We start from the raw sequence: 21,043 nt of genomic DNA, 5'->3' as shown, positions 1-21,043 counted from the left end.
GGGCGCGGGGAAGTAGGCTCGATCAAGGCTCGTAGCTCCTGACTCTTGATGAATGCGTAGAGAACATCCATCACAGCAGGGCTACGAGCCCTTCAGCTTTCAAGACACGGAACCCGTTTCACCACCAACCGTGAAGAGCCGCATTGACGGATTCAATGGCATTCGTACTGCAGATGACCCGCCGGATTTCCACGTCGTAGTCCCAGGAACGGTACGAACTCGCTCCACTCGTTCTCCCAGAGCCGCGTGATCGCCGGATACCGTTGGCCCCATTTGCCCGAGAAATCGACGAAGCGTTCCTTCGCCGCAGCCTCGGACGGAGCGGTGTAGACCGGGCGCAAGTCACGGGACATTTCGTCCCAGTATTGCCGGGCCGCGAACCGGAAGGTGTTCCGGATCACGTGGACGATGCAGGTCTGGACCACGGCGCGGTCACAGACCGTGTTGATGGCCTCCGGCAGGCCCTTGAGACGGTTTCGATGCCAGTCTGGCAGATGGCGGAGAACAGTCGTTCGGCACCGGACCAATGCGCTCTTGCGTCGCCCAGGATCGACGTCGATGGAACGCCGCTCCACTGTCCGTCAGATGGCGACGACCGTCTGCCAAGCGCTCGATGTCGCGCCCGGAATCGTTCGCGATGTTGGTCAACAGTGTCAGCGGGCAGTTGGCTGCCTCCCGAATGCTCTCCTGCGGGCCGTTGCCGAGGCGATCGTTCATGCAGAGTTCACGGGGACGAAGGGCACGAGGAGAGACATCCCGTCGCTATGGTGGAGGACCACCCCCCACTCAACTGACGGCTCGGGAGAGGCTGCCATTGGGCGTATCGCGGTCTGGGCAGGTTCCTGTAGCGGCACCCGGAAGGGCTAGTGCTCAGCAAAGAGGCCCTTCCGTTCAGAGGCGGTCAAGGATGCGCTGGATTCCCGTAACACGCGGCGATGTATATCCCCGCCCGGGGCCACCCAAATACTGAAGGTGCCGTGGGCCGAAGATGAACTGCTCACATCGCGGAACCCAGTCATTCGTGCTGTCGTAGGTACTTCGGTGAAGTGCCGTGTGGTGACATCCAGAACTCCTCGTAAAGATCCTAATCCGTTGGTGGTGGTGGTTACGGTCGGTCGATGTCCGTGAAGATCTCGAGCACGTTCTTGGCGTGGGTGGTGGCGTCGTAGGGCATGTTGCCGATGCCCTTCGTGGTGGGTGTGGTGGTCACCGGTTCCCACAGTTCATCGGTGTTGCCCGATGCGAGGGCGAGGAGGGCGTCCCGAACAAAGGTGTCGCGGAGAACTTGCTCCTCGCTGGCGTCAGGCCGAATCTGGCCGACGATGCCGTACATCTCCGTGCCGTGGACGGCGTGTGCTCCTCCGACGGAGCCGACGGCGAGCAGGTGTGCGCTTCCTCCGGCCGCGGCGTGCTCGAGCGCGCCGCGGGCCTGGGGCAGGGTGAAGGAGAAGTCGGTGAGCAAGGCTCCACGGACCTCAACGGGGGTGCGCCCGTCGACGTCGTACGCGGCGATGATCTTCCGGGCGCGGCTGCGGGGGAGGCGGTTCCGGGTTGCGAATTCCTCAACAAGGTCCTCGATGCTGCCGGGATCGAAATCCTCTGTCCTGTGAAGGACCCACCAATCAGTCTCGTGGGTGGTGCTGCTGAAGAGAATGTCGACGTCGCGATGTCCTCCAGACTCGAGGACTCGCATGGGATGATCGGCGAGGATCCCGTTCGGCTGGGTGCGGTCATCGACAATGGCGATGACCTCATTGTCCACGCCGTGGGCAGCGCCAGGGTCCGATGATTGCGTCTTGCTCATCGTCTCGGCGAGGAGCTCTGCGTCGATGTTCAGCAGCTGCTCGGGAGCGTCCTGGATCCCGAGCGCCGTGAGGACCGCCAACGCGCGCTCTTCTGCCCCCCAGGCCGGCACCAAGCGTGAGGGCATGCCCGAGAAAGCGGCGATGTGGTGGTACAGCCCGTCGGCCGAAGGTGCGCCGAGCAAGGCAAGGGCGGAGAAGGCCCCGGCACTGTGGCCTGTGAGAGTGACGTTGTCCGGGTCGCCGCCGAAACGGGCGATGTTTTCTCGTACCCAACGGAGGGCGGTTATGATGTCTTGCAGGCCGAGGTTTGTGGCTTCCTCGAGCGCACCGCCGTATTGCGAGAGGGAGAGCGTTCCGAACGGGCCGAGCCGGTAGTTCAGCGACACCCCGATAGCGCGACCGGTCGCGGCGAGTCCGGATGCGTTCGAAGTGGTCTGGGTGTTCGCGCCGAGCATCCAACCGCCGCCGAACACGTAGACGACAACAGGCAGGGGCGCGTCCGCGGCGTGTTCGGGCGCCCAGACGTTGAGGTTCAGGCAATGCTCACTGAACCCGCTGTCCGCCTCCAGCCAGCTGGTGTCCCCGGCTTGCAGCGGCGCGGGTCCTTTCTGGTCGTAGGGCAGGTCGGGGTTGAAGGGCAGCAGAACGGGTCGGCGGAATCGTTCGGCGGTGGCGAACGGAATGCCAAGCCAAGAGCGAACGGCGTGCTGCTCCGCGGGGGCAAAGTTGGTCATGGTGAATTCTCCAGTGTCAGGTAGTTGATCGGGTTATGGGCGTTCGATGCCATTGAATACCTCGAGCACGGTTTCCGCGTGGGTGGTCGGGTCGTAGGTCAGGTTGCCGATGCCCTTCGCTGTGGGAGTGGCGGTCACTGGCGCCCACAGATGGTCGGTGTTGCCCGATGCGAAGGTCAGGAGGGCGTCGCGGACGAAGGTGTCGCGAACGATCTGCTCGTCGCTGGCGCCCGGGCGTTCCTGTCCGACAATGCCGTACATTTCGGTGCCGTGGACGGCTGGCGCTCCCTCGGCGGAACCGATCACGAGGCGGTGTGTGGTGCCGCCAGCGGCACTGTGTGCGAGGGCTGCGCGTGTGACTGGAAGGGTGAAGATGAAGTCAGTGAAAAGATCAGCACGCACTTGGGCGGTACTGCGGCCGTTGACGCTGTAGGCGTCGACGATACGCTTTGCCCAGCTTCGAGGGACGCGGGACTTGAGGACGAGCTCGTCGATCAGGTGATCAAGGCTGCCGGGGTCGAAGCCGGCGATTTTGTTGATGACCCAGTAGTCGACTTCTTCGGTGGCTGAGCTAAGGAGGATGTCGATATCGCGGCGCCGGCCGGACTCGACCACGGAAAAGGGATGCCCGATGAGGACTCCACCGGGCTGGGCGTGGTCATCGACGATACCCAGCGTGGTGTTGTCGACACTGTTGCGTTCACCAAGCTCACGGGGACTAACCTTGGCCAGGCTGGTGGCAAGCAGTTGCGCGTCGACGTGCAGGAGTTCTTCGGGCGCGTGCTGGATGTTGAGTTCGCGCAGCAGTCTTTCGGCGAGTTCTTCGGCCCACCAAGCGGGAACGGTGCGTGAGGTGGCGCCGGAGAACGAAGCGATGTGTTGGTATAGGCCGTCCGCTGCGGGGGCGGCTAAAAGCGCGATGGAGGACATCGATCCCGCGCTGTGCCCGGTCACGGTGACATTCCCCGGGTCGCCGCCAAAGCGGGCGATGTTCTCCTGCACCCACCGAAGGGCGGTGATGATATCTTGCAAGCCGAGGTTCGTCGCCTCTTCAAGTGCGCCGCCGTATTGCGAGAGGGACAGCCACCCGAACGGGCCGAGCCGGTAGTTCAGCGACACCCCGACGACGCGACCGGTCGCGGCGAGTCCGGACGCGTTCGATGTAGTCTGCGTGTTCGCCCCGACCTCGAACCCACCGCCGAAGATGTAGACGACAACAGGCAGGGGCGCGTCCCCGGCGTCTTCGGGCGCCCAGACGTTGAGGTTCAGACAATGCTCGCTGAAGCCGTTGTCGGCTTCCAGCCAGCTGGTGTCCCCGGCTTGCAGCGGCGCGGGTCCTTTCTGGTCGTAGGGCAGGTCGGGGTTGAAAGGCAGCAGAACGGGCCGACGGAATCGTTCGGCCGTGGCGAACGGAATGCCCAGCCACGCGCGCACTGGGTGTTCATTGGTGAGGGTGCGGCTCGTGTGGGTCACTGGCGAGTCCTTCCTGAGAGCTCAGTGGGTTTTGGGAGTCGTCGCCTGCGGCGGCCTTGGGACTTTCGGTGCGCAATTTGGCCCAGTGGTGAAGCCGTTCGGTGATGGCGCGTTCGTATCCGTTGGTTGTGGGTTCGTAGAAGGTCTGCCGGGGCATGCCGTCGGGGAAATAGTCGGCGCCGGAGAATCCGGTGTCGGTGTCGGGGTCGTATTGGTAGTCCCTGCCGTAGCCGAGGTCCTTCATCAGCCGGGTGGGAGCGTTGAGGATGTGCGCTGGTGGCATCAACGACCCGGTGCGTTGTGCTGCGGTTCGGGCCTTGTTAAAGCCGCGGTACACGCCTATCGACTTCGGGGCAGTTGCAAGGTAGAGCACGGCTTGGGCGATGGCGAGTTCGCCTTCCGGGGAGCCGAGGCGCTCATAGACGTCCCATGCGGCGAGGGCCTGCTGCACCGCGTTCGGGTCGGCCATGCCGATGTCTTCGGTGGCGAATCGGGTGATGCGGCGGGCAATGAACAGCGGGTCCTCGCCGCCGTCGAGCATTCTAGCCAACCAGTACAGTGCCGCGTCCGGGTCTGAACCGCGCATCGACTTGTGGAGCGCCGAGATGAGGTTGTAGTGGCCTTCCTGCGCTTTGTCGTATTGGGGCGCGCGCTTCTGTACCGCGGCAGCGAGGGTCGCCGGGTCGACGGGCGCCGGGAGCGACTGGATCTGTTCGATCATGTTCAGCAGGTACCTGCCGTCTCCGTCCGCCATCGCGATGAGCGCCTGCCGGGCGTTCCCGTCCAGAGGCAGGAGTGCACCGAGGGTGTCTTCTGCGCGGTTAATGATGGTGCTGAGCGCTGCGTCGTCGAGGCGTTTGAGGACAAATACCTGGCAACGGGACAGCAGTGCGCCGTTGAGTTCGAAGCTGGGGTTCTCCGTGGTCGCGCCGACCAGGACGATCGTGCCGTCTTCGACGTAGGGCAGGAACGAGTCCTGTTGGGCGCGGTTGAAGCGGTGGATCTCGTCGACGAAGAGCAATGTTCCTTGCCCGATTTCCCGACGGCGTTGGGCTGCTTGGAAGACTTTGCGGAGGTCCGCGACGCCGGAGAAGGTGGCCGAGAGCGGTTCGAACACCAGGTTGGTTCGCTTCGCGAGGAGGCGGGCGATGGTCGTCTTCCCGCAGCCGGGCGGGCCCCACAGGATCATCGAGACGAGTCGTTGCGCGTCGACCATGCGCCCGATCGGGGTATCAGCGGCAAGGAGGTGGTCCTGGCCGACGACGTCGGCAAGGGTGCGCGGGCGCAGTCGATCGGCAAGGGGCCTGGAGGAATCGTCCATCTCGAACAGCGACGGCGGCTGCTCGCTCACGATCGCTCCTCGACGTGGCGGCCGGAGACGAGGTCGTAGGAGTCCTGAACCAGGCTCTCAATGAACCGCTTGGTGATGCCGGGTCCGGGTCCGACGGAGATCCAGTGCTGTTTGTTCAGGTAGTTCCCCGGGGTGATCGATTCGTGGTCACGGCGTAACGCGTCTCCAGCGTGCGGGTCGGCCTTGACGGTAATGATCTGCTGATCCGGGTCGTCCTCGGTGATAATGAGGAACACCTTGTCACGCACCTTCCACACATCCAGATGCGGAGTGAACGGCCGGCCATTGCTGACCTCCCCCAAAGCCGCCGCAGCATCGCGGGCGGTCTGTTGCAGCATGTCGCCAGAGAGCGTCATCAATCTGCCCTGCCAAACACGGCGGGATCCACGGGACGGTTAGCCCTGGGCAGATTCTCGACGACGAGCAGGTAAGACTCGGTCACCAGCTCATCTACAAGGGTCTTCTTCAGGGCCCCGCCGGGGTGCAGCGTGATCCAGTGCTTCTTGTTCATGTGATAGCCGGGAGTAATGTCATCGTGCTCCTCGCGGAGTGCCTTGCCGTCTTGAGGGTCGGCCTTAACGATGACTATCGGTTGGCCAGTGACCTCGGTCATCAACATGAACACCTTCTCCCCCACCTTGAACACATCCCAGTCGGGTCCAAACGGGTGCTCCAGTCCGGCGCCGGGGAGCTCCTGCACCCTCGCCCGAGCAAGCGCCTGCAGCTTTTCGCCATTCATGCGATGACCTCCATCCTGTACTAGATTGTAGTCATGTATGTACACACGTACGCAGTTTTACTACGCACAAGTGTACGCACGGCTGTACGCACTAGGTCAAACATTGGAGAAGAGTATGCGCCGAGGGAAGCCGAACGACCCGGGACGCCGCTCCCGGATCCTGCAAGCGACGCTCGAGGTCATCAGGTCCGGGGGCATGAGCGCAGCATCCTACCGGGGAATCGCTGAGCACGCCGGGGTGCCGCTGGGGTCCATGACCTACTACTTCCCCACCTTGGAAGGCCTCATTCTGAGTGCCCTGGATACAACCCGCGTTGATCTCGAACCCCGCTATGGGGTCCCTCTCAGTGAAGCGCGCACTCAGGCCGACGTCGTTGATGCACTTGTCGAGGCGACGATTGGCGCGTCGAGCCCCAGCCTCGACGACATCCGCCTCTATGAGGAGATACGCCACTACGGCGCGCGGAACCCGAACGTGGCAGCCGTCCTTCAGGCAGTCGAGGACGATTCCCTCGTGATGCTCCATCGGGTGCTGCCGACCAGCACCGCGCTTGCCGTTAATGCACTTCTGTGGGGTTGGTGGAGCCACCGTCTGGCGCACCCGGACGCAGAACTGGACGAGGTAGCCGTGCGTCACGCCTATGAAGCCTTGGTCGCCATCCCCGCCCCCGGTCACCCATTCCACGAAAAGGAGCAGAATCATGCCTGAAACGATGCGCGCCATCCGACTGGCCGGCCCCGTCGCACCCAACGGCCTCATCGTCAGCGACGTCCCCATCCCCGACGTGCGCCCGGGATGGGTGCGCATTCGCGTGATGGCGTTCGGCGTTAACGAGTCCGAGGTCACGAGCCGACAGGGAGAGTCCGGCCCCGACTTCTCCTTCCCGCGAGTTTTGGGAATCGAAGCCGTTGGCGTCGTCGATGCCATTGGTGACGGCGTCGACCTGGCTCCCGGGCAGAAAGTCGCCACCATGATGGGAGGTCTCGGTCGATCCATCGACGGCAGCTACGCAGAGTATGCCGTCGTCGACGCGGCGAACGTTATCGCGTTCGACACTGACCTGCCGTGGGGCGTCGTCGGGGCACTCCCGGAAATGCTGCAAACCGCGCACGGTTCAATCACCACCGGGTTGGGGCTGAAATCGGGTCAGTCCGTGCTTATACACGGCGGCACCTCAACGGTGGGGCTCACCGCCATCGCGATCGCGCACCACCTCGGTGCCACTGTTATCGCCACGACCCGGAACCCGGCCAGGGCTGGGCTCCTTACAAGCGTCGGCGCCGATCACGCCGTCGTTGACGACGACACCCTTCCAGACGCCATCCGCGCGATCGCACCGAACGGCATCGACGCCGCACTCGAATTCGTCAGCGCCACAGCCCTCCCTGACACACTCTCCCTTATTCGACCCGGCGGCATCGTCTGCTTCGTCGGAGCCCTCAGCGGAGATTGGACCATCCCTGAATTCTCACCGTTCGCCATCCCCACGGGCGTCCGGCTCACCAGCTACAGTGGCGAAGCCAACGATCTGCCCGCAGCCATAATGGCAAAGTACCTTCGGGCGATCGAAGCCGGCTCACTCGACATCGTTGTTTCCGACACCTACGCAGGCCTCGAAGCGGTGGCAGAAGCACAGCAGGACCTCGAGTATGGTCATCGCCCCGGAAAGAGAGTCGTCGTTCTCGCCGAAGCCTGACTGTGAACCTTGCTCCAGCCGTCTATACATCTGGCGTGGCTACGGCGCGGCCGCCGCCGGATCATGGACGCCGTTCACGTGATCCTCGCTTCACAGCGAGGTTACTTTACCTTCCGAATTGTAAAGTTTGATGATCCGCGAAAGCCAACGCCCCCAAATCCTTGATGCAGGCCTGCGATTAGCTGGCTCCCAGGCGCGGGCACCATGCTTCTCCTCTAACGCGGTACGCTTCTTGGCCCAGAGGCCATCACAGCAGCGACTAACGGGATTCCAAGCAAAAACATCCAGGTCGCTGGCAGGCTTCGTCATAGGGTCCTATCAGCGTTCGCGCACCGTCGACTGTTTCCCTTCCTCCTGATTGCAACGCACCTGATTCATTGGGAGTCGAGTTTCGAGACCTCGACTCACCTGATCCATTGGAAGCCGAATTTCGAGATTTCATTGTTCAGCCCTCTCCCAGTACGGTTACTCCCCAGGTCGGCAACCCTGCCGGCGCTAACTCAAACCTACGAGCCAAAGATTTCCGCAGTTGACGTTCCGCATTTCCTGAACGTTAAAACCCCTGTACGGTCGATTCCGTAGGTGGCCTGTAGAGCACAGGCCTGACGTGTTCCGTTTGCAACCTCGGCTCTTGTCCTCAGTTGGCGGAGATGGAACACAGGCCGTTTCATCGCAAGCGAACTGATAGTTGGCGACCTCGCCGAACTCGATTACGAGTTCTCCGTGGCGAGAAGCAGGATTGAGACGGAATGCACCCCTCTCGAAGTCACCGCAGGATCCATCCTCGGCGGGCGAAGCAAGGGACGAGATTCACTCGGCACTACGCAGAAAATCGGGGGCTTTACAACCTTGCGACTGTTCTGTTGGCGAATGTCTTATGGATCACCCTGAAGATAGCTGCTTAGGTATCCCTACAGAAGCAAGACCGCGAACTTTTGGCCCGCGGTCCACTGCCACCCCAGCATCTGTGAATGAACGAAGGATAGCCATGTCCACTGGAGAGCAAAGATTTGGGATTGCCACCGGCGCCCATCTTGGCAAGCGCCGTTTGAAAATAGGTGACATCCGCATCGTCAACAAAGCCGCCTTGAGGCGAGCTGTTGCCGGAACGGTCGTTGGTAACATTATCGAATGGTATGAATTCGGTGTATTTGCCTACCTCATAACCGTAATGGGCCCTGTCTTCCTGCCCCAAGCCGATCCGACAGTCCAGGCTTTGTACCTCTATGGCACATTCGCTGTAACCTTCGTTGCCCGACCCTTGGGCGGTGTTTTATTTGGATGGCTTGGAGACAGGATCGGGCGTCGCAAGGTCCTGACCTTCACGCTGCTCCTGATGTCTGTCTCCACGTTTGCCACCGGCCTGCTCCCTGGCTACGCCGTCATCGGCCTCTGGGCTCCGGCGCTTCTTGTGTTCCTGAAACTGCTGCAAGGGTTCTCAGCCAGCGGAGAATACACCGGCGGTGCGACCTTCCTAAGCGAATACGCCCCTGATAAGCGACGGGGTTTCTATGTTGGATTTATGGGCTCCAGTTACCTCGGATTCGCCGTAGGGGCCGGTCTGGTGTCAGTTCTTCAGCTGTGGCTTGGCCAGGACGCGATGCAGTCCTTCGGCTGGCGTATTCCATTTCTCATCGCAGGACCACTTGCGGTCATAGCCCTGTATTTCCGCTACCGCATCGAAGAGTCTCCTACCTTCAGTGCCGTTTTAAAGGAACGGGCTGAGGAATCCCGGAAAACCGGCGAGTTGGCACAGAACCCAGGTTTCGTGCAGGTCATTCGGACCCACGGGCGATTCATTCTGCCCGTCATGGGCGTCGCGGCCGCGGGCAATGTCATCGCTTACACCATGACGTCGTTCACACCCACATACTTGAACCAGACGCTGGGCTTCCAAGGAGCCCTCAGCACCCTTGTGATCTTTCCTCTGTTCGTCCTGGCGGCCTTCGCTACCCAGTTTTTTGCCTCGCTATCGGACAAGATAGGCAGGAAGCGGATCCTGTTCAGCGGCGCAATCCTGGGCATCGTCCTCCCGGTTCCAGCATTCATGATGATGGGGTCCGGTCAGCTTTGGGGCGCACAACTTGGGACACTTTTCATCATGGTCTGCGCAACCCTGTTTTCCTCAAGCTACGCTTCGTCGCTGCCTGAGCAGTTCCCGACGCCGTCCCGTTCGAGCGCCCTTGGGCTTGCGTACAATGTGGGAAATGCTGCCTTTGGCGGTACAGCTCCCCTGGTCGTTGCTTCACTTATCGGAGTTACCGGGAACAAGATGGTGCCCGCCTACTACCTCATGGGCGCTGCCCTATTGGGGCTAATTTCCGTCTTCTTCCTCAAAGAAACAAGTAGGAAACCCCTCAACGGGTCCTTGCCCAATGTAGAAACAAGAGAAGAGGCCCAGTACCTGGTGGACACCCAGGACACCAACAACCTCCTCGATCCAGCCGAAATGCCCCTCACCCTAATCTCTCATTCGGACGCTGATGACGGAAAGCGAATTTGATCCTTCGGAGAGGGCCTTTTGGCCATCCAGCCGCGGACCTCATGGGGACGTCTCCACAACCTCGATGACTCGAATATCGATATGAATTTAGACGGGGGCGCCTGGGCGCCATTCCGGGAGCATCGAGAAGCAGTAGTCCACTGGAGGCGGTCCCGGGCCTTGACCACCTTGAGAAGAAGAAGGATATTCCACTATGAACCATTCGCGGACAGCCACGACCGAGCTCGAACTGGTGGATCTCGACCATTGGGGGATGTTGCCTGAAGCAACCCTCTTGGATGAGACTCAGATCCCGAGCAAGGACCTTGCCGCTGTCGAGTTGTCAGAAAACGATACGGGGTCCGAGTACCGGCTGACGTCCGAGTCGGTGCCGCAGGACGGCGTTCCTGCCGGGAAGTATTACCACTTCAGGTGGACCAGTCATACCGTTTATCCGGGCGTCACGAGCAGTGTCTACCTTTACCTGCCGCATGGTGCCGAAGAGGCCGAATCGGTCAACCTGATGATCTGCCTGGACGGCCTGGAGTACACCGGAGTGAAGGTTCGTGCCACCACGGTGCTGGACAACCTCGTGCACACTGGCGAGATCCCCATGACCGTTGGCCTCTTCCACAACCCGGGGGAAACGGGACCGGGCTACCCGATCTACGGTGGAAGCACCAACCGCGGTGTCGAGTACGACACAGTGAGCGAGGACTTCGCCCGCTACCTGGTGGACGAGCTGTTTCCGGTCATCCGGACCAAAGTCAGGCTCACGGACGACCCGAAGGGCCGCGTCATCTGCGGCTTCAGTTCCGGTGGCGCAGGGGCCTTCACCGCTGCCTTCCATCGCCCGGACGAGTTCGGAAACGTGATCTCGCACTGCGGCAGCTTCATCAACATCCGCGGTGCACACAACCTGCCCAGCATGGTCCGGCGCACCCCCCGCAAGCCAATCCGCGTCTGGCACCAGTCAGGCAAACGCGACCTCGACATCATCTACGGCAACATCCCCATCGCCAACCACGACCTCGACGCGGCCCTGAAGTACCGCCGCTACGATTCCATGTTCGTATTCGGCAGCGCCGGACACACCCTCGGGCACGCCGGCGCAGTGTTCCCCGAGACACTCCGGTGGATCTTCCGCGACCAGGTAGAAGACAAATGACCCAAGACACCAAAGCGCCAGAAATGAGCAGCAAGGAAACGATTCAGCATGCATTGAAGCCTCCAAACAATGAGGCCCGGGAGGCAGGTATCTAGTTCATGAATTGCTTTGAAGAACGCCGCCTCACAAGCTCAGGGTTGCGCAGCACAGTGTTGGGTTTCGGCGCTATGGAGTTGCGGGGGGCCTCGCACCGCGTGCCTCGTCTACTCGAGGACGGAGTTGCAAAATTACTCCTCAATACGGTGCTGGACGAAGGTATCCGATTTATCGATACTTCGATCGACTATGGAGAGAGCGAGGAGCTGATCGGGCGACATATAGGTCATCGTCGGTCCGAGTATCTGCTTGCGTCCAAGGTGGGATGTCCGCTGGACCATCAGCCTGGTGGCCCGTCCAACGGCCCTCTCGTCCATAATTATTCGCCAGCGAATATCCGGGCAGGAATCGAGCAAAGTCTCTCGCGTCTGCGCACCGATTACTTGGACCTGGCGCAGGTCCACATTGGGCCCTCTGTGGCGGTTCTTCAACGAGATGACGTCTTGGCGACGCTGGAACGCGCCAGGGACGAGGGCAAGGTGCGAGCGATCGGCATATCTTCGACTCTTCCGGAACTCCTTGACCACATCGACCTCGGCGTGTTCGAGACGTTCCAAATCCCGTATTCCGCACTCGACCGTTCTCTCGAAAATTGTCTTCCGCATATCAACACCACCGGTGCGGGCGTCATAGTGAGGGGAGGAACGGCACGCGCGGCGCGGGCCAACCGGACAGCGGACAGCCGGCATGCATCTTCGGCGGATCTTGCCGTGGACGATCTGCTGGATGGCGACAACTTGCAGGGATTCCTCCTTCGCTTCGTGATGACCCGCGCCGAGGTGTCCACCGTGATCGTCGGTACAGCCTCTCCGGAACATGTACGCGAGAATGCCAAGGCCGCAGCTCGAGGAGGCCTGTCGGAGGACGTATACGCAGAAGCACAGCGCCGATTGGACATTGCCGGATTCCGTACTTCGGATCCACGTAATAAGACCTTTTGATTACGCCCCACCATAGTGCTGGTTTTACACCTGCGAAGGGATGAAGCATGGACTTCCTCGAGCGAATCTATACATGGAACGGCGACAATATCCCGCCGATCACACCAACGTCTCCGCCTCCTCAGGGAAGCCTGGGTCCAACCGCTCCCAACGGGAGGGCAAGGAACGCATCTTCGACGTTTCCAACCTCGCGGAACTGGACCGCGCCCGCGCCGTCGTCCTCGCCTCCGGCGCCGCGGCCACTTTGGTATCCACCATGCCCTGGTACTCTGGCGGCGCCGAAGACACTAGGGAAGCATTGGGCTGTACAACGGTGTCGAGCAGGCCATGGACTCGGCAAAGGCCATCAAACCCAATCTCGACTGCCCGGCCAGCCCCACCTACCACCTCATGGGCTTCGACACCCCAACCTTCACACCTATCTTCGTCGCCAGCCGCATTACCGGCTGGACCGCACACATCATGGAACAACTGTCATCCAACTCACTCATCCGCCTGCTGAGCGAATACAACGGGCACGAGCAACGTTCCATGTAGCCGGCCGCATTTGCTGCCCCGATTCCAGCGGTGAGGCGCCGGACCCGGATCATCTACTATTCGCAACGATTACGGCGTCTCACCGCCGGTTAAAGGCGTTGCCTCGCTCCAAACGGTCAGAGACCGTGCGCACGAAGATTGGAGCCTTGGGCAATCGCCACGCCTTTTCAATCCTTGACACGAGCACCGGCGTTAGCCAGGTAGCAGGCCTGTGCCGCACGAACCCATTAGGGAGTAATCTCCAATGCAATCGATGACTCGTACGATGTTTAAGTCCAAAATCCACCGCGCCACCGTCACGCACGCGGACCTGCACTACGTAGGCTCCGTCACCGTAGACCTGGACCTGTTGGAGGCAGCCGACATCCTCCCCGGCGAAGTCGTTGCGATTGTCGACGTAACTAACGGCGCACGTCTGGAGACGTACACCATCGCCGGCGAACGTGGCTCCGGCGTAATCGGCATCAACGGGCCCGCCGCACACCTAATCCATGAAAATGACATAGTCATTCTCATCACCTACGCGAATATGACCACCGAAGAAGCCAAGGTCTACGACCCTAGGGTGGTCCATGTGGAACAGCACAACAGGATTCTCCGGCTCGGCAACGATCCTGCCGAAGGCATTACCCCCGGGCTGACCCGCCCACCCTTCGCATTGAACAACAGCCAGGTGAAGTAATTTATGAGCCCCATCAGCAGTCCTGAAGAAGGCACCTCAGGTGAGGTTCCGGCCCCCTACGGGGCGGGTCTCTCGAGGATCGGGCTTCCGGCGCCTGGGACGCCAAGGCGTCCCGGGAGCAGGATCCGGACCCATCATCTGCAGCTGGCGAAGTACAACGGTGAACGCTTTGCCATGCTCACCGCATACGAACAGTACACCGCGGAAATCTTCGACCAAGCCGGTATCGAGGTACTGCTCGTGGGTGACTCGGCTTCCAATAACGTCTTCGGCAACGAAAACAGCCTGCCAGTTACCGTGGATGAGCTGCTGCCGTTATGCCGGGCAGTGTCACGTGCTGCTAAGCGCGCCCTCGTGGTTGCCGACCTGCCATTTGGGAGTTACGAGGTGTCAGCGGGCCAGGCCGTGGCCACGGGTGTGCGCTTCCTTAAGGAAGGCCTGGCGCATGCGGTGAAAATCGAAGGGGGCAGCTTTTTCACGGAAACGGTGAGGGCAATGGTCCAAGCGGGTATCCCGGTGATGGCGCACATCGGCTTCACACCGCAAAGCGAACACGCCCTTGGCGGCTACCGGGTCCAAGGACGCGGAGATGACGCCGACAGGGTGATCCAGGACGCCGTTGCCTTGGCGGAGGCTGGTGCCTTTTGCGTGCTCATGGAAATGGTGCCGGCCGAAACGGCAGCGGCAGTTGATGCCGCCGTTTCCGTTCCGACAGTCGGTATCGGTGCCGGGAATGGGACCACCGGGCAGGTCCTCGTGTGGCCTGACATGGCCGGACTGCGCGACGGCAGGATGGCGAGATTCGTCAAGCAGTATGCAGACATCCGCACCACACTCAGCGACGCGGCCAAGGCCTACGGTGACGAGGTCCGTTCCGGGCAGTTTCCCGGCCCCGAACATACCTTCTAAACGACCTAACATCTTGGCTCCAGATCGGACGGAAGTGATCCATACGCAAGAGGTCGAGGTCAGAGACGGGAGAAATCGTAAGTATGAAGCCCCGGGGCGGTAGTCGCGCCAGCATGCACCGCACGGACAGATGGGGGTTCCTCATCGGCGAGATCGTCGAGGTCTGGCTGGATGGAGGGTCGTATCGCCGGGGATTAGTGGACGATGCAATGCCAAACGATAGCGGTCTCTGGATTGCTCCGGAGGCGTTATGCCGGCGGAAATACATAGATGCTGCTCTCGGGTTTGAGGTTTGGACCAGTCTCTATCCGCGCTCAAGGTGGGATAACGCTTCTGCACGGGAGGCGAAGATGGCCCCGATGGGGACCGTTAGTTCATCAATGCTTTCCGGTCACCTGCCCTGCAGGTCCGATGTGGTGATGAAGACGATAAATGGCAGTGCCAGGCGGAAGTTCCAGAGGTGGCTCTGGTGCGCCTATTCGCGGCTTTGTCGGATGAGCCCCCGCGGCACTGCCAGCGAACGATGTATCTGCTGGGCGCAGCCGGGTAATCATGCTCCCAGTCCCCTGACGCGCAGCGGCGTCCTTTACTTGAGCTATCGCATCCTCCAAAGCACTCCTCCACAAGTGAGGGACTTTCGATGCGGCCCTCCACCGTTCCCGGTGGGAACGAGTATGCCGACCTTATGGTGCAGTTGAAGAAGCGCTTCAACGAGGAATTCTGGATGCCGGAACGCGGCTACTACGCCGTTGCCTTGGACGGCAAGAAGCGCCAGGTCGACGCTTGTGCTTCCAACATGGGTCACTGCCTATGGCTCTGACTTGTGGACGAGGACAAGGCGCCCTCGGTGGTGAAGCACCTCATGTCCCCCGAAATGTTCAGCGGATGGGGCGTCCGAACCCTGGCCACTGACATGGGCATCTATAACCCCGCCAGCTATCACAACGGTTCCGTATGGCCCCACGACAACGCCATCATCGCAGCCGGACTCCTGCGATATGGGTTCGTGCACGAGGCGCAACAGATCTCGACCGCCCTGCTTGAAGCCGCCGAGTTCTCCGGTGGCCGCCTCCCTGAATTGTTTTGCGGTTTCAGCCGGGAACAGTTCGCCGGCGCCCCTGCCCTACCCGACAGCATGTTCGCCTCAAGCCTGGGCAGCAACGACGCCCATACTACTGGTGACCGGCCTCATGCGGTACGACGCCCACGTATCCCAAGGCGGAGTATGGGTGGACCCAGCCCTCCCCGCGTCCTTTGGCGACGTCCACATCACCAATGCACCCGTGGCCGGCGGACGGATCATTATCGACATCTCGAACTCCGCCGCATCAGTCAACGGACTACCAGAACAGCTGACTTTCCATCGCGGCCACGGACCATGGATCACCGAGCTGGTAGAGCAAGCCGACCGACGCCGAAAGGGCGGCATTGACGCGGCTGTTTAAAGATCAGGAACTTGGCCGGTGAGGCTGCACGTGAGTCGCCCTGACCGGCGGCACCGCCTAAGTTTCAACACGTTTTCACTGGCTCGGGGTCGTCTAATCATGCCTCTCAGAATATACTTACTATTCGACTCATAACTATGTCAAGTTTGGTGTTGGCAAAAGTGAGCTTCAAGTAGCGCTGATAAATATCCATTTCCGGCGTGGATAAGACATCGACGTCAGCAATGGAGGCCAGCTCGCCTGCTCGCCAGCACCATGCATTGGCCGCGGGCGTAAGGTGCGCCAGCAAGCGCTGGCCGGCCAGTATGGGACGGCTTGCCGCAGGGCTGGGGCGCATCTGCCCAACCCTTTGCCACGAAGGCCCGGTTTACCCAAGCCAGGAAAAGAGGCGTTCACATCCGTTGACACAGAGCCAACGTGACGGGCATCATAGATCGTGCCGTCTAATGGAACGCTGTGCCAAATATGGCAATCGGGTGGGAAACTATCGACCATCCGGACTAATCGGAGGTTATCCAGTGAGTTATCCAACGCCGCCTAATGCGGCCAAAACGCAAACAGCTAAGGCTGCAAATCGTCGCGTCGGGCCCGCGGTTGTCGTCGGCACCGCTCTCGAATATTTCGATTTCTTTCTGTACTCGGCGATGGCCGGACTAGTCATTGGCCCCACGTTCTTCCCATCATCGGACTCGACTGCAAGCGCAATGGCCGCCCTTGCGACGTTCGGCGTCGGGTTCCTAGCCCGGCCACTTGCGGGGCTGGTGTTCGGCATCATGGGAGATAAGTTCGGACGCAAGATGGTGTTGTCTTGGAGTCTTATCCTGATGGGCGGATCCACGGGACTGATGGGATTGATTCCCTCGTACGACTCCATCGGCGTGGCAGCGCCAATTCTGCTGGTCCTTCTTCGCATCTTGCAAGGTGTTGGCGCAGGCGCAGAGTTCAGCGCTGCGATAACGGTCTCCTACGAACATGCCGCGGAAGGCAAGCGCGGGCGGTTCGGCTCGCTCCCGACACTAGGAGTCAACTTGGGTGTCTTCTTCGCCTCGCTCGCGGTGGCAGGGTTGGCCCTTATCGGTGACGACTTTTTCTACTCATGGGGTTGGCGCATCCCCTTCGTATTAAGCTTTCTCGTTGCCATTGTGGGATTTGTTATTCGCCGGAAAATGCCGGAAACTCCCGATTTCGAGGCCATGGCTGTGGCAGAAACCCGGAGAAGCTGGTTCCGTGTTTTGGCCGACCTATTCAGGTCCGACTGGAGAGGCCTGGTCATCGTGTTTGCCACTTACGCCGGCTACGCACTCATCGCGACTCTGTGGAAGACGTTCTCTATTTCTTACCTTGCTGAGTTCAAAGACGTAGGTGGTGCCGTCAGTAGCTTCGGCATCACCTTGGCCAGCGCGGTCGCAATTTTGTGGACACCTATTTGCGGCCGACTCTGCGACATGATCCCTGTTCAGAGAGTCCTGGCGTTCGGCGGCCTTATGGTCATCCTGTACGCGTTCCCTTTCTTCTGGCTACTCAACACAGGAGTCTCGCTGTACATCTGGATCGCCTTGATTCTCGGGACGGGCCTTCTTGCGCCACTTCTCTCCGTAGCGGCGAGCCCCTTCATGGCGCGCCAATTTGCGACCAAAACCCGTGTGACTGGAGTAGGCGTGGGCAAGGAATCGAGCGGCGCAATTACCGCCGGGTTCGGTCCGGTGCTGGCCCTGGCACTTATAGTGTCTTCCGGGACCGACAGCACGGCCGCCGTTTCTGGGATGTTCATCCTCGGAGGCATTTTGTTCGTGTTCGCTGCCTGGAAAGGCCGCACAACAGCACCCACCGTCCCTAAAGCGGACCAATTGCTGATAACGAAGGTTTGATCCAGTAGTCCCGTACAGAAGGCTGCGCCACATCAGCACTCAAGCGATACGAGTGCTTCGTTCATTCGCCAGCCAATAGGATTCGCAACTGAACAGTGCATTTTGCCTTGCCGCTATCTCAGGCCTGTGCAGTCCTTCCTGGCACCGACTTGGTCCGGCGGCGCGACTGTCGTCAAGTCTTTAGGTCCATCGACGATGTGGTCTGTGGGGGCTTGTGCTGCGCTATCCTTCAGAGCGGTTGTTTCAACCCTGTCGGTTACTAACTTGAATGGCTGGTGAGGCGCTGTGGCCTGTGGCAGTTGTCTTGCTCGATGGTGTGTGGCAACAGGCCCGACGTTCGGTTCCTTAGCTTTTTGGGACGTAAGCCGAGGGACGGAAGTTGAGTCCGTAACCGTCCATAGGCCTTCTGATTATGGCAGTTTGAGTGGGGACCGGTTCTGCAGTCTGAGTTGAGCCCACTTCGCGGCTCGCCGGTTGATGAATAGCAGTTTCAGTTGAGCCCACCCCACGGTTGATTCCATCAAGATGTTTTTCCCAACAGTGGAAGTCAGTGATGGAGTCGAGAGTGGAACTATTCGCAAGGATCCGCCGGGATGCCAGGGTCAGGGGCTTATCGATCCGGTCCCTTGCCCGCGAGCACCAGGTCTCCCGCAGGACGGTCCGTCAGGCGCTGGCTGCTGCGGAACCGCCCGCGCGGAGGGTACCTGCCCGCAGGGCACCGAAGCTGGGCCCTTTGAAGGGTGTCATTGATGCGATGCTTCTGGCTGATCTGGACGCGCCGCGGAAGCAACGCCATACCTCTCAGCGCGTTTTCGACCGTTTGGTTGACGAGCACCAGGCAGTGATCTCGTACTCGACGGTGCGCCAATAGGAGAAAGCCCGCCGGCGCCATCGCGGTCGAGTCCGGGAAAGCGCCCGTGGAGGTGTTCGTCCCGCAGGAACACGCCCCGGGCGCGGAGGCCGAGGTGGACTTCGGGGACGTGCGGGTCGACCTGGCCGGAGTCAGGACCCGCTGCTACATGTTCGCATTCCGGCTCTCGCACTCGGGCAAATCCGTTCACCGCGTCCACCCGACGTGCGCTCAGGAAGCGTTCCGGAAGGCCACATCGAGGCGTTTCATGCCCTGGATGGTGTCCCGAGCAGGCATATCCGCTATGACAACCTCACTTCCGCAGTCACCAAGGTCGTTTACGGGGCCGGCCGGCAGCGGGTGGACAACGAACGCTGGGTGCTATTTAAATCCCACTACGGGGTCGATGCCTTTTACTGCGAGCCGGGCATCCAGGGCGCCCATGAGAAAGGCGGGATCGAAGGGGAAGTGGGCAGGTTTCGGCGGAACTTCCTCACGCCAGTCCCGGTCGTGGATACCCTGGCTGATCTCAATGACAAGCTCCGGGTCTGGGACGAAGAAGAGAACGGGCGCAGGATCTCCCAACGGCTGCGCACGATCGGGCAGGACTTCGCCGTCGAACAACCCCTGCTGACACCGTTGCCAGCAGAGGACTTCCACCCTGGGCTGATATTGACCCCAAGGGTGGATCGGTCCTCTCTGGTCACGGTCCGTTCCACGAAGTATTCCGTGCCGGTGCGGTTCATCAACCGGAAAGTCCGGGTGTCCTTGCAAGCCACCCAGCTGAGAGTCTTCGACGGCCGGACCCTGATTGCCACCCACCCCGGGACCGTGGTCAGGGGCGGGCAGTGTGTGCAGCTTGACCACTATCTTGAGGTCCTGAAGATCAAACCTGGTGCGTTGCCGGGCTCCACCGCACTGGCCCAGGCACGGGATGCAGGGGTGTTCACCCCGGCCCATGACGCCTTCTGGGCCGCTGCCCGCAAAACGGACGTGGATGCCGAGGCGACCCGTGAACTGATCGACGTGCTGCTGCTCCACCGGGTCATGGACGCCGCGGTTGTCATCGCCGGAAATCACCGCAGCTCTCCGTGTCGGGGCGGTCAGCGCTGACGTCGTCGCGGTCGAAGCAAGGCGCGTCGCTGCCGAACGAAGTACCCCGGGGTGGGACCGGCCCGATTGCGATCCTGGCGTGAAAGAAGAAATCGTCGAGCACCGCGTTGTCAGTCTCACCCAACGCCGCCTCGCGGACCCTGCGGCCGTGATCGCCGGATTGCCGCCGGACAAGCGCCCGCTGCCCACCGAGCCGGCTATGCCAGCTGTTGAATAAACGCACCGCCCACGCCGCCGATCCCGAGCCATCACCGAGCAAAGAGCACGTCTCATGAGCCCCACCCCTCCCGTTGTCGTGTCCCAAACCCTGCGCCGTCGCCGCGGACTGACCGAACAAGCCGCCGTTGCCGCCGTGGACCAAGCCTGCCGGCGGCTCCGGCTACCCACCTACAAGCAATTCCAATGCAGCAAAGCAGTGCCGAGACGGGCTGGTGGACGCGTGCATTACGACACTGCCTGCCGCGGAAGCCTATGAGCTGACAGTTCTGGAGGACTTCGGACCCGTTCCGATGGGCTTCACTATTCACGCACCCAAATCAGAGGCATGAGCACGGTTAGCTGGATTGATGGAAGTCTGGCCAAGGATCCTCTCCACGATGTGGCATGAATTACTTGGGCGCCCGCCGGTTCCGGGAAAAGTCTACGGTCTGCAGATGCGTGACCTCGTTGGCCCGCAGACCCCATGCGTAGGCCGTTTTGAACACTGTGGCGTCCCGGTAGGCGGCGACCGCGCCCTTGCGCCCCGAGGCCAGGACCATACAACCAACCTCCAGGCGGATCGTGACGCAGGCGAAGGCAGCCGGCTGCCTCCTGCATGCCTTCTATTTTCTCACCGGGCGCGGATCATCGAGTGGGTTTCGCGGAGCGAGGCCAACCCCCGCGTACAGCCCCGGCACCTGGGTAGGTGCTGGTTCAGTTTCGCCTGTTCCCGAAACGAAGCCGCCCGCATCGCCTCCCGGACCAGGAATTTGGCGAAGGGCTCACATCCGAGCTTCTGCATTGTTTCAAGGCAGGCCGTCAGGTACGCCTCGCAGAGCCCGCCGCGCCCGTCCGGCCAAGGCAGAGCAAGGCCCAGAACCGGTGCTGCCTCCGCCCGGCGCAGGCCTTTCATACCCTGGCAAAGTATTGGCGCGCCAGATCGGTCGCCGTTGGC

At 61.1% G+C, this 21,043-nt stretch carries 14 protein-coding genes and 4 pseudogenes; 11 read left to right on the top strand and 7 right to left on the bottom strand.

Annotated features, from left to right (window positions below; genetic code table 11):
• Window positions 1-139 precede the first annotated feature (139 nt).
• The 6 genes and pseudogenes from J7E83_RS10610 to J7E83_RS10585 all read right to left on the bottom strand — a co-directional run.
• Window positions 140-470: pseudogene (locus tag J7E83_RS10610) on the bottom strand (transposase); the annotation flags it as partial.
• 635 nt (window positions 471-1,105) lie between these two features.
• The gene (locus J7E83_RS10605) at window positions 1,106-2,539 is read right to left on the bottom strand and encodes a carboxylesterase family protein (RefSeq protein ID WP_214961822.1); all 1,434 of its coding nucleotides are present in this window, start codon (window positions 2,537-2,539) and stop codon (window positions 1,106-1,108) included.
• A gap of 33 nt (window positions 2,540-2,572) precedes the next feature.
• Window positions 2,573-4,012 carry a carboxylesterase family protein gene (locus J7E83_RS10600; RefSeq protein ID WP_214961820.1) on the bottom strand — a complete coding sequence of 480 codons (1,440 nt, stop codon included), beginning with the start codon at window positions 4,010-4,012 and terminating at the stop codon, window positions 2,573-2,575.
• Window positions 3,981-5,363, bottom strand: a complete 1,383-nt coding sequence (locus tag J7E83_RS10595) for a replication-associated recombination protein A (RefSeq protein WP_311379636.1) — start codon at window positions 5,361-5,363, stop codon at window positions 3,981-3,983. The genes J7E83_RS10600 and J7E83_RS10595 overlap by 32 nt, the downstream gene beginning before the upstream one ends.
• Window positions 5,360-5,719, bottom strand: coding sequence for an MmcQ/YjbR family DNA-binding protein (locus tag J7E83_RS10590; protein ID WP_214961819.1), 360 nt, complete (start codon window positions 5,717-5,719; stop codon window positions 5,360-5,362). The genes J7E83_RS10595 and J7E83_RS10590 overlap by 4 nt, the downstream gene beginning before the upstream one ends.
• Window positions 5,719-6,102: an MmcQ/YjbR family DNA-binding protein gene (locus J7E83_RS10585; RefSeq protein WP_214961818.1), complete on the bottom strand. Its 384-nt coding sequence runs from the start codon at window positions 6,100-6,102 to the stop codon at window positions 5,719-5,721. The genes J7E83_RS10590 and J7E83_RS10585 overlap by 1 nt, the downstream gene beginning before the upstream one ends.
• Before the next feature lie 37 nt (window positions 6,103-6,139).
• Here J7E83_RS10585 and J7E83_RS10580 point away from each other — a divergent pair, with 37 nt between their 5' ends.
• From J7E83_RS10580 to istA, 11 genes and pseudogenes are all read left to right on the top strand, one after another.
• Window positions 6,140-6,811, top strand: coding sequence for a TetR family transcriptional regulator (locus J7E83_RS10580; RefSeq protein WP_311379635.1), 672 nt, complete (start codon window positions 6,140-6,142; stop codon window positions 6,809-6,811).
• Complete coding sequence (locus tag J7E83_RS10575) at window positions 6,804-7,799, top strand: zinc-binding dehydrogenase (protein WP_214961816.1); 996 nt, start codon at window positions 6,804-6,806, stop codon at window positions 7,797-7,799. Before J7E83_RS10580 ends, J7E83_RS10575 begins: the two co-directional genes overlap by 8 nt.
• A gap of 988 nt (window positions 7,800-8,787) precedes the next feature.
• Window positions 8,788-10,302, top strand: a complete 1,515-nt coding sequence (locus J7E83_RS10570) for an MFS transporter (RefSeq protein WP_214961815.1) — start codon at window positions 8,788-8,790, stop codon at window positions 10,300-10,302.
• 193 nt (window positions 10,303-10,495) lie between these two features.
• Complete coding sequence (locus tag J7E83_RS10565; protein WP_214961814.1) at window positions 10,496-11,449, top strand: esterase family protein; 954 nt, start codon at window positions 10,496-10,498, stop codon at window positions 11,447-11,449.
• A gap of 98 nt (window positions 11,450-11,547) precedes the next feature.
• The gene (locus J7E83_RS10560; protein ID WP_214961813.1) at window positions 11,548-12,486 is read left to right on the top strand and encodes an aldo/keto reductase; all 939 of its coding nucleotides are present in this window, start codon (window positions 11,548-11,550) and stop codon (window positions 12,484-12,486) included.
• Between the two features lie 297 nt (window positions 12,487-12,783).
• Window positions 12,784-13,023, top strand: a pseudogene (locus J7E83_RS10555) (citrate/2-methylcitrate synthase); the annotation flags it as partial.
• A gap of 253 nt (window positions 13,024-13,276) precedes the next feature.
• On the top strand, window positions 13,277-13,705 hold the full coding sequence (gene panD / locus J7E83_RS10550; protein WP_214961810.1) for an aspartate 1-decarboxylase: 429 nt from the start codon (window positions 13,277-13,279) through the stop codon (window positions 13,703-13,705).
• 3 nt (window positions 13,706-13,708) lie between these two features.
• Complete coding sequence (gene panB, locus J7E83_RS10545; protein ID WP_214961808.1) at window positions 13,709-14,614, top strand: 3-methyl-2-oxobutanoate hydroxymethyltransferase; 906 nt, start codon at window positions 13,709-13,711, stop codon at window positions 14,612-14,614.
• Window positions 14,615-15,305: 691 nt separating this feature from the next.
• Window positions 15,306-16,059: pseudogene (locus tag J7E83_RS10540) on the top strand (amylo-alpha-1,6-glucosidase); the annotation flags it as partial.
• Window positions 16,060-16,577: 518 nt separating this feature from the next.
• On the top strand, window positions 16,578-17,927 hold the full coding sequence (locus tag J7E83_RS10535) for an MFS transporter (protein WP_214961806.1): 1,350 nt from the start codon (window positions 16,578-16,580) through the stop codon (window positions 17,925-17,927).
• 553 nt (window positions 17,928-18,480) lie between these two features.
• A pseudogene (gene istA, locus J7E83_RS10530) lies at window positions 18,481-20,080 on the top strand (IS21 family transposase); the annotation flags it as partial.
• Window positions 20,081-20,498: 418 nt separating this feature from the next.
• On the opposite strand, the gene J7E83_RS10520 reads toward istA, so the two are convergent.
• Window positions 20,499-20,648, bottom strand: coding sequence for a hypothetical protein (locus J7E83_RS10520; RefSeq protein WP_396020529.1), 150 nt, complete (start codon window positions 20,646-20,648; stop codon window positions 20,499-20,501).
• Window positions 20,649-21,043 lie beyond the last annotated feature (395 nt).

Origin of the sequence: Arthrobacter sp. ISL-48, from assembly GCF_018613805.1 — a bacterium.
In the GTDB taxonomy this organism is placed as follows: Bacteria; Actinomycetota; Actinomycetes; order Actinomycetales; family Micrococcaceae; genus Arthrobacter.
This window is presented reverse-complemented; position numbering and strand designations above follow the sequence as displayed.

Bases quoted from the DNA above. Each gene is read 5' to 3' on its own strand.
- J7E83_RS10605 (WP_214961822.1), bottom strand. From the start codon at position 2,539: ATGACCAACTTTGCCCCCGCGGAGCAGCACGCCGTTCGCTCTTGGCTT.
- J7E83_RS10590 (WP_214961819.1), bottom strand. From the start codon at position 5,719: ATGACGCTCTCTGGCGACATGCTGCAACAGACCGCCCGCGATGCTGCG.
- J7E83_RS10585 (WP_214961818.1), bottom strand. From the start codon at position 6,102: ATGAATGGCGAAAAGCTGCAGGCGCTTGCTCGGGCGAGGGTGCAGGAG.
- J7E83_RS10580 (WP_311379635.1), top strand. From the start codon at position 6,140: ATGTACACACGTACGCAGTTTTACTACGCACAAGTGTACGCACGGCTG.
- J7E83_RS10575 (WP_214961816.1), top strand. From the start codon at position 6,804: ATGCCTGAAACGATGCGCGCCATCCGACTGGCCGGCCCCGTCGCACCC.
- J7E83_RS10570 (WP_214961815.1), top strand. From the start codon at position 8,788: ATGTCCACTGGAGAGCAAAGATTTGGGATTGCCACCGGCGCCCATCTT.
- J7E83_RS10565 (WP_214961814.1), top strand. From the start codon at position 10,496: ATGAACCATTCGCGGACAGCCACGACCGAGCTCGAACTGGTGGATCTC.
- J7E83_RS10560 (WP_214961813.1), top strand. From the start codon at position 11,548: ATGAATTGCTTTGAAGAACGCCGCCTCACAAGCTCAGGGTTGCGCAGC.
- panD (WP_214961810.1), top strand. From the start codon at position 13,277: ATGACTCGTACGATGTTTAAGTCCAAAATCCACCGCGCCACCGTCACG.
- panB (WP_214961808.1), top strand. From the start codon at position 13,709: ATGAGCCCCATCAGCAGTCCTGAAGAAGGCACCTCAGGTGAGGTTCCG.
- J7E83_RS10520 (WP_396020529.1), bottom strand. From the start codon at position 20,648: ATGGTCCTGGCCTCGGGGCGCAAGGGCGCGGTCGCCGCCTACCGGGAC.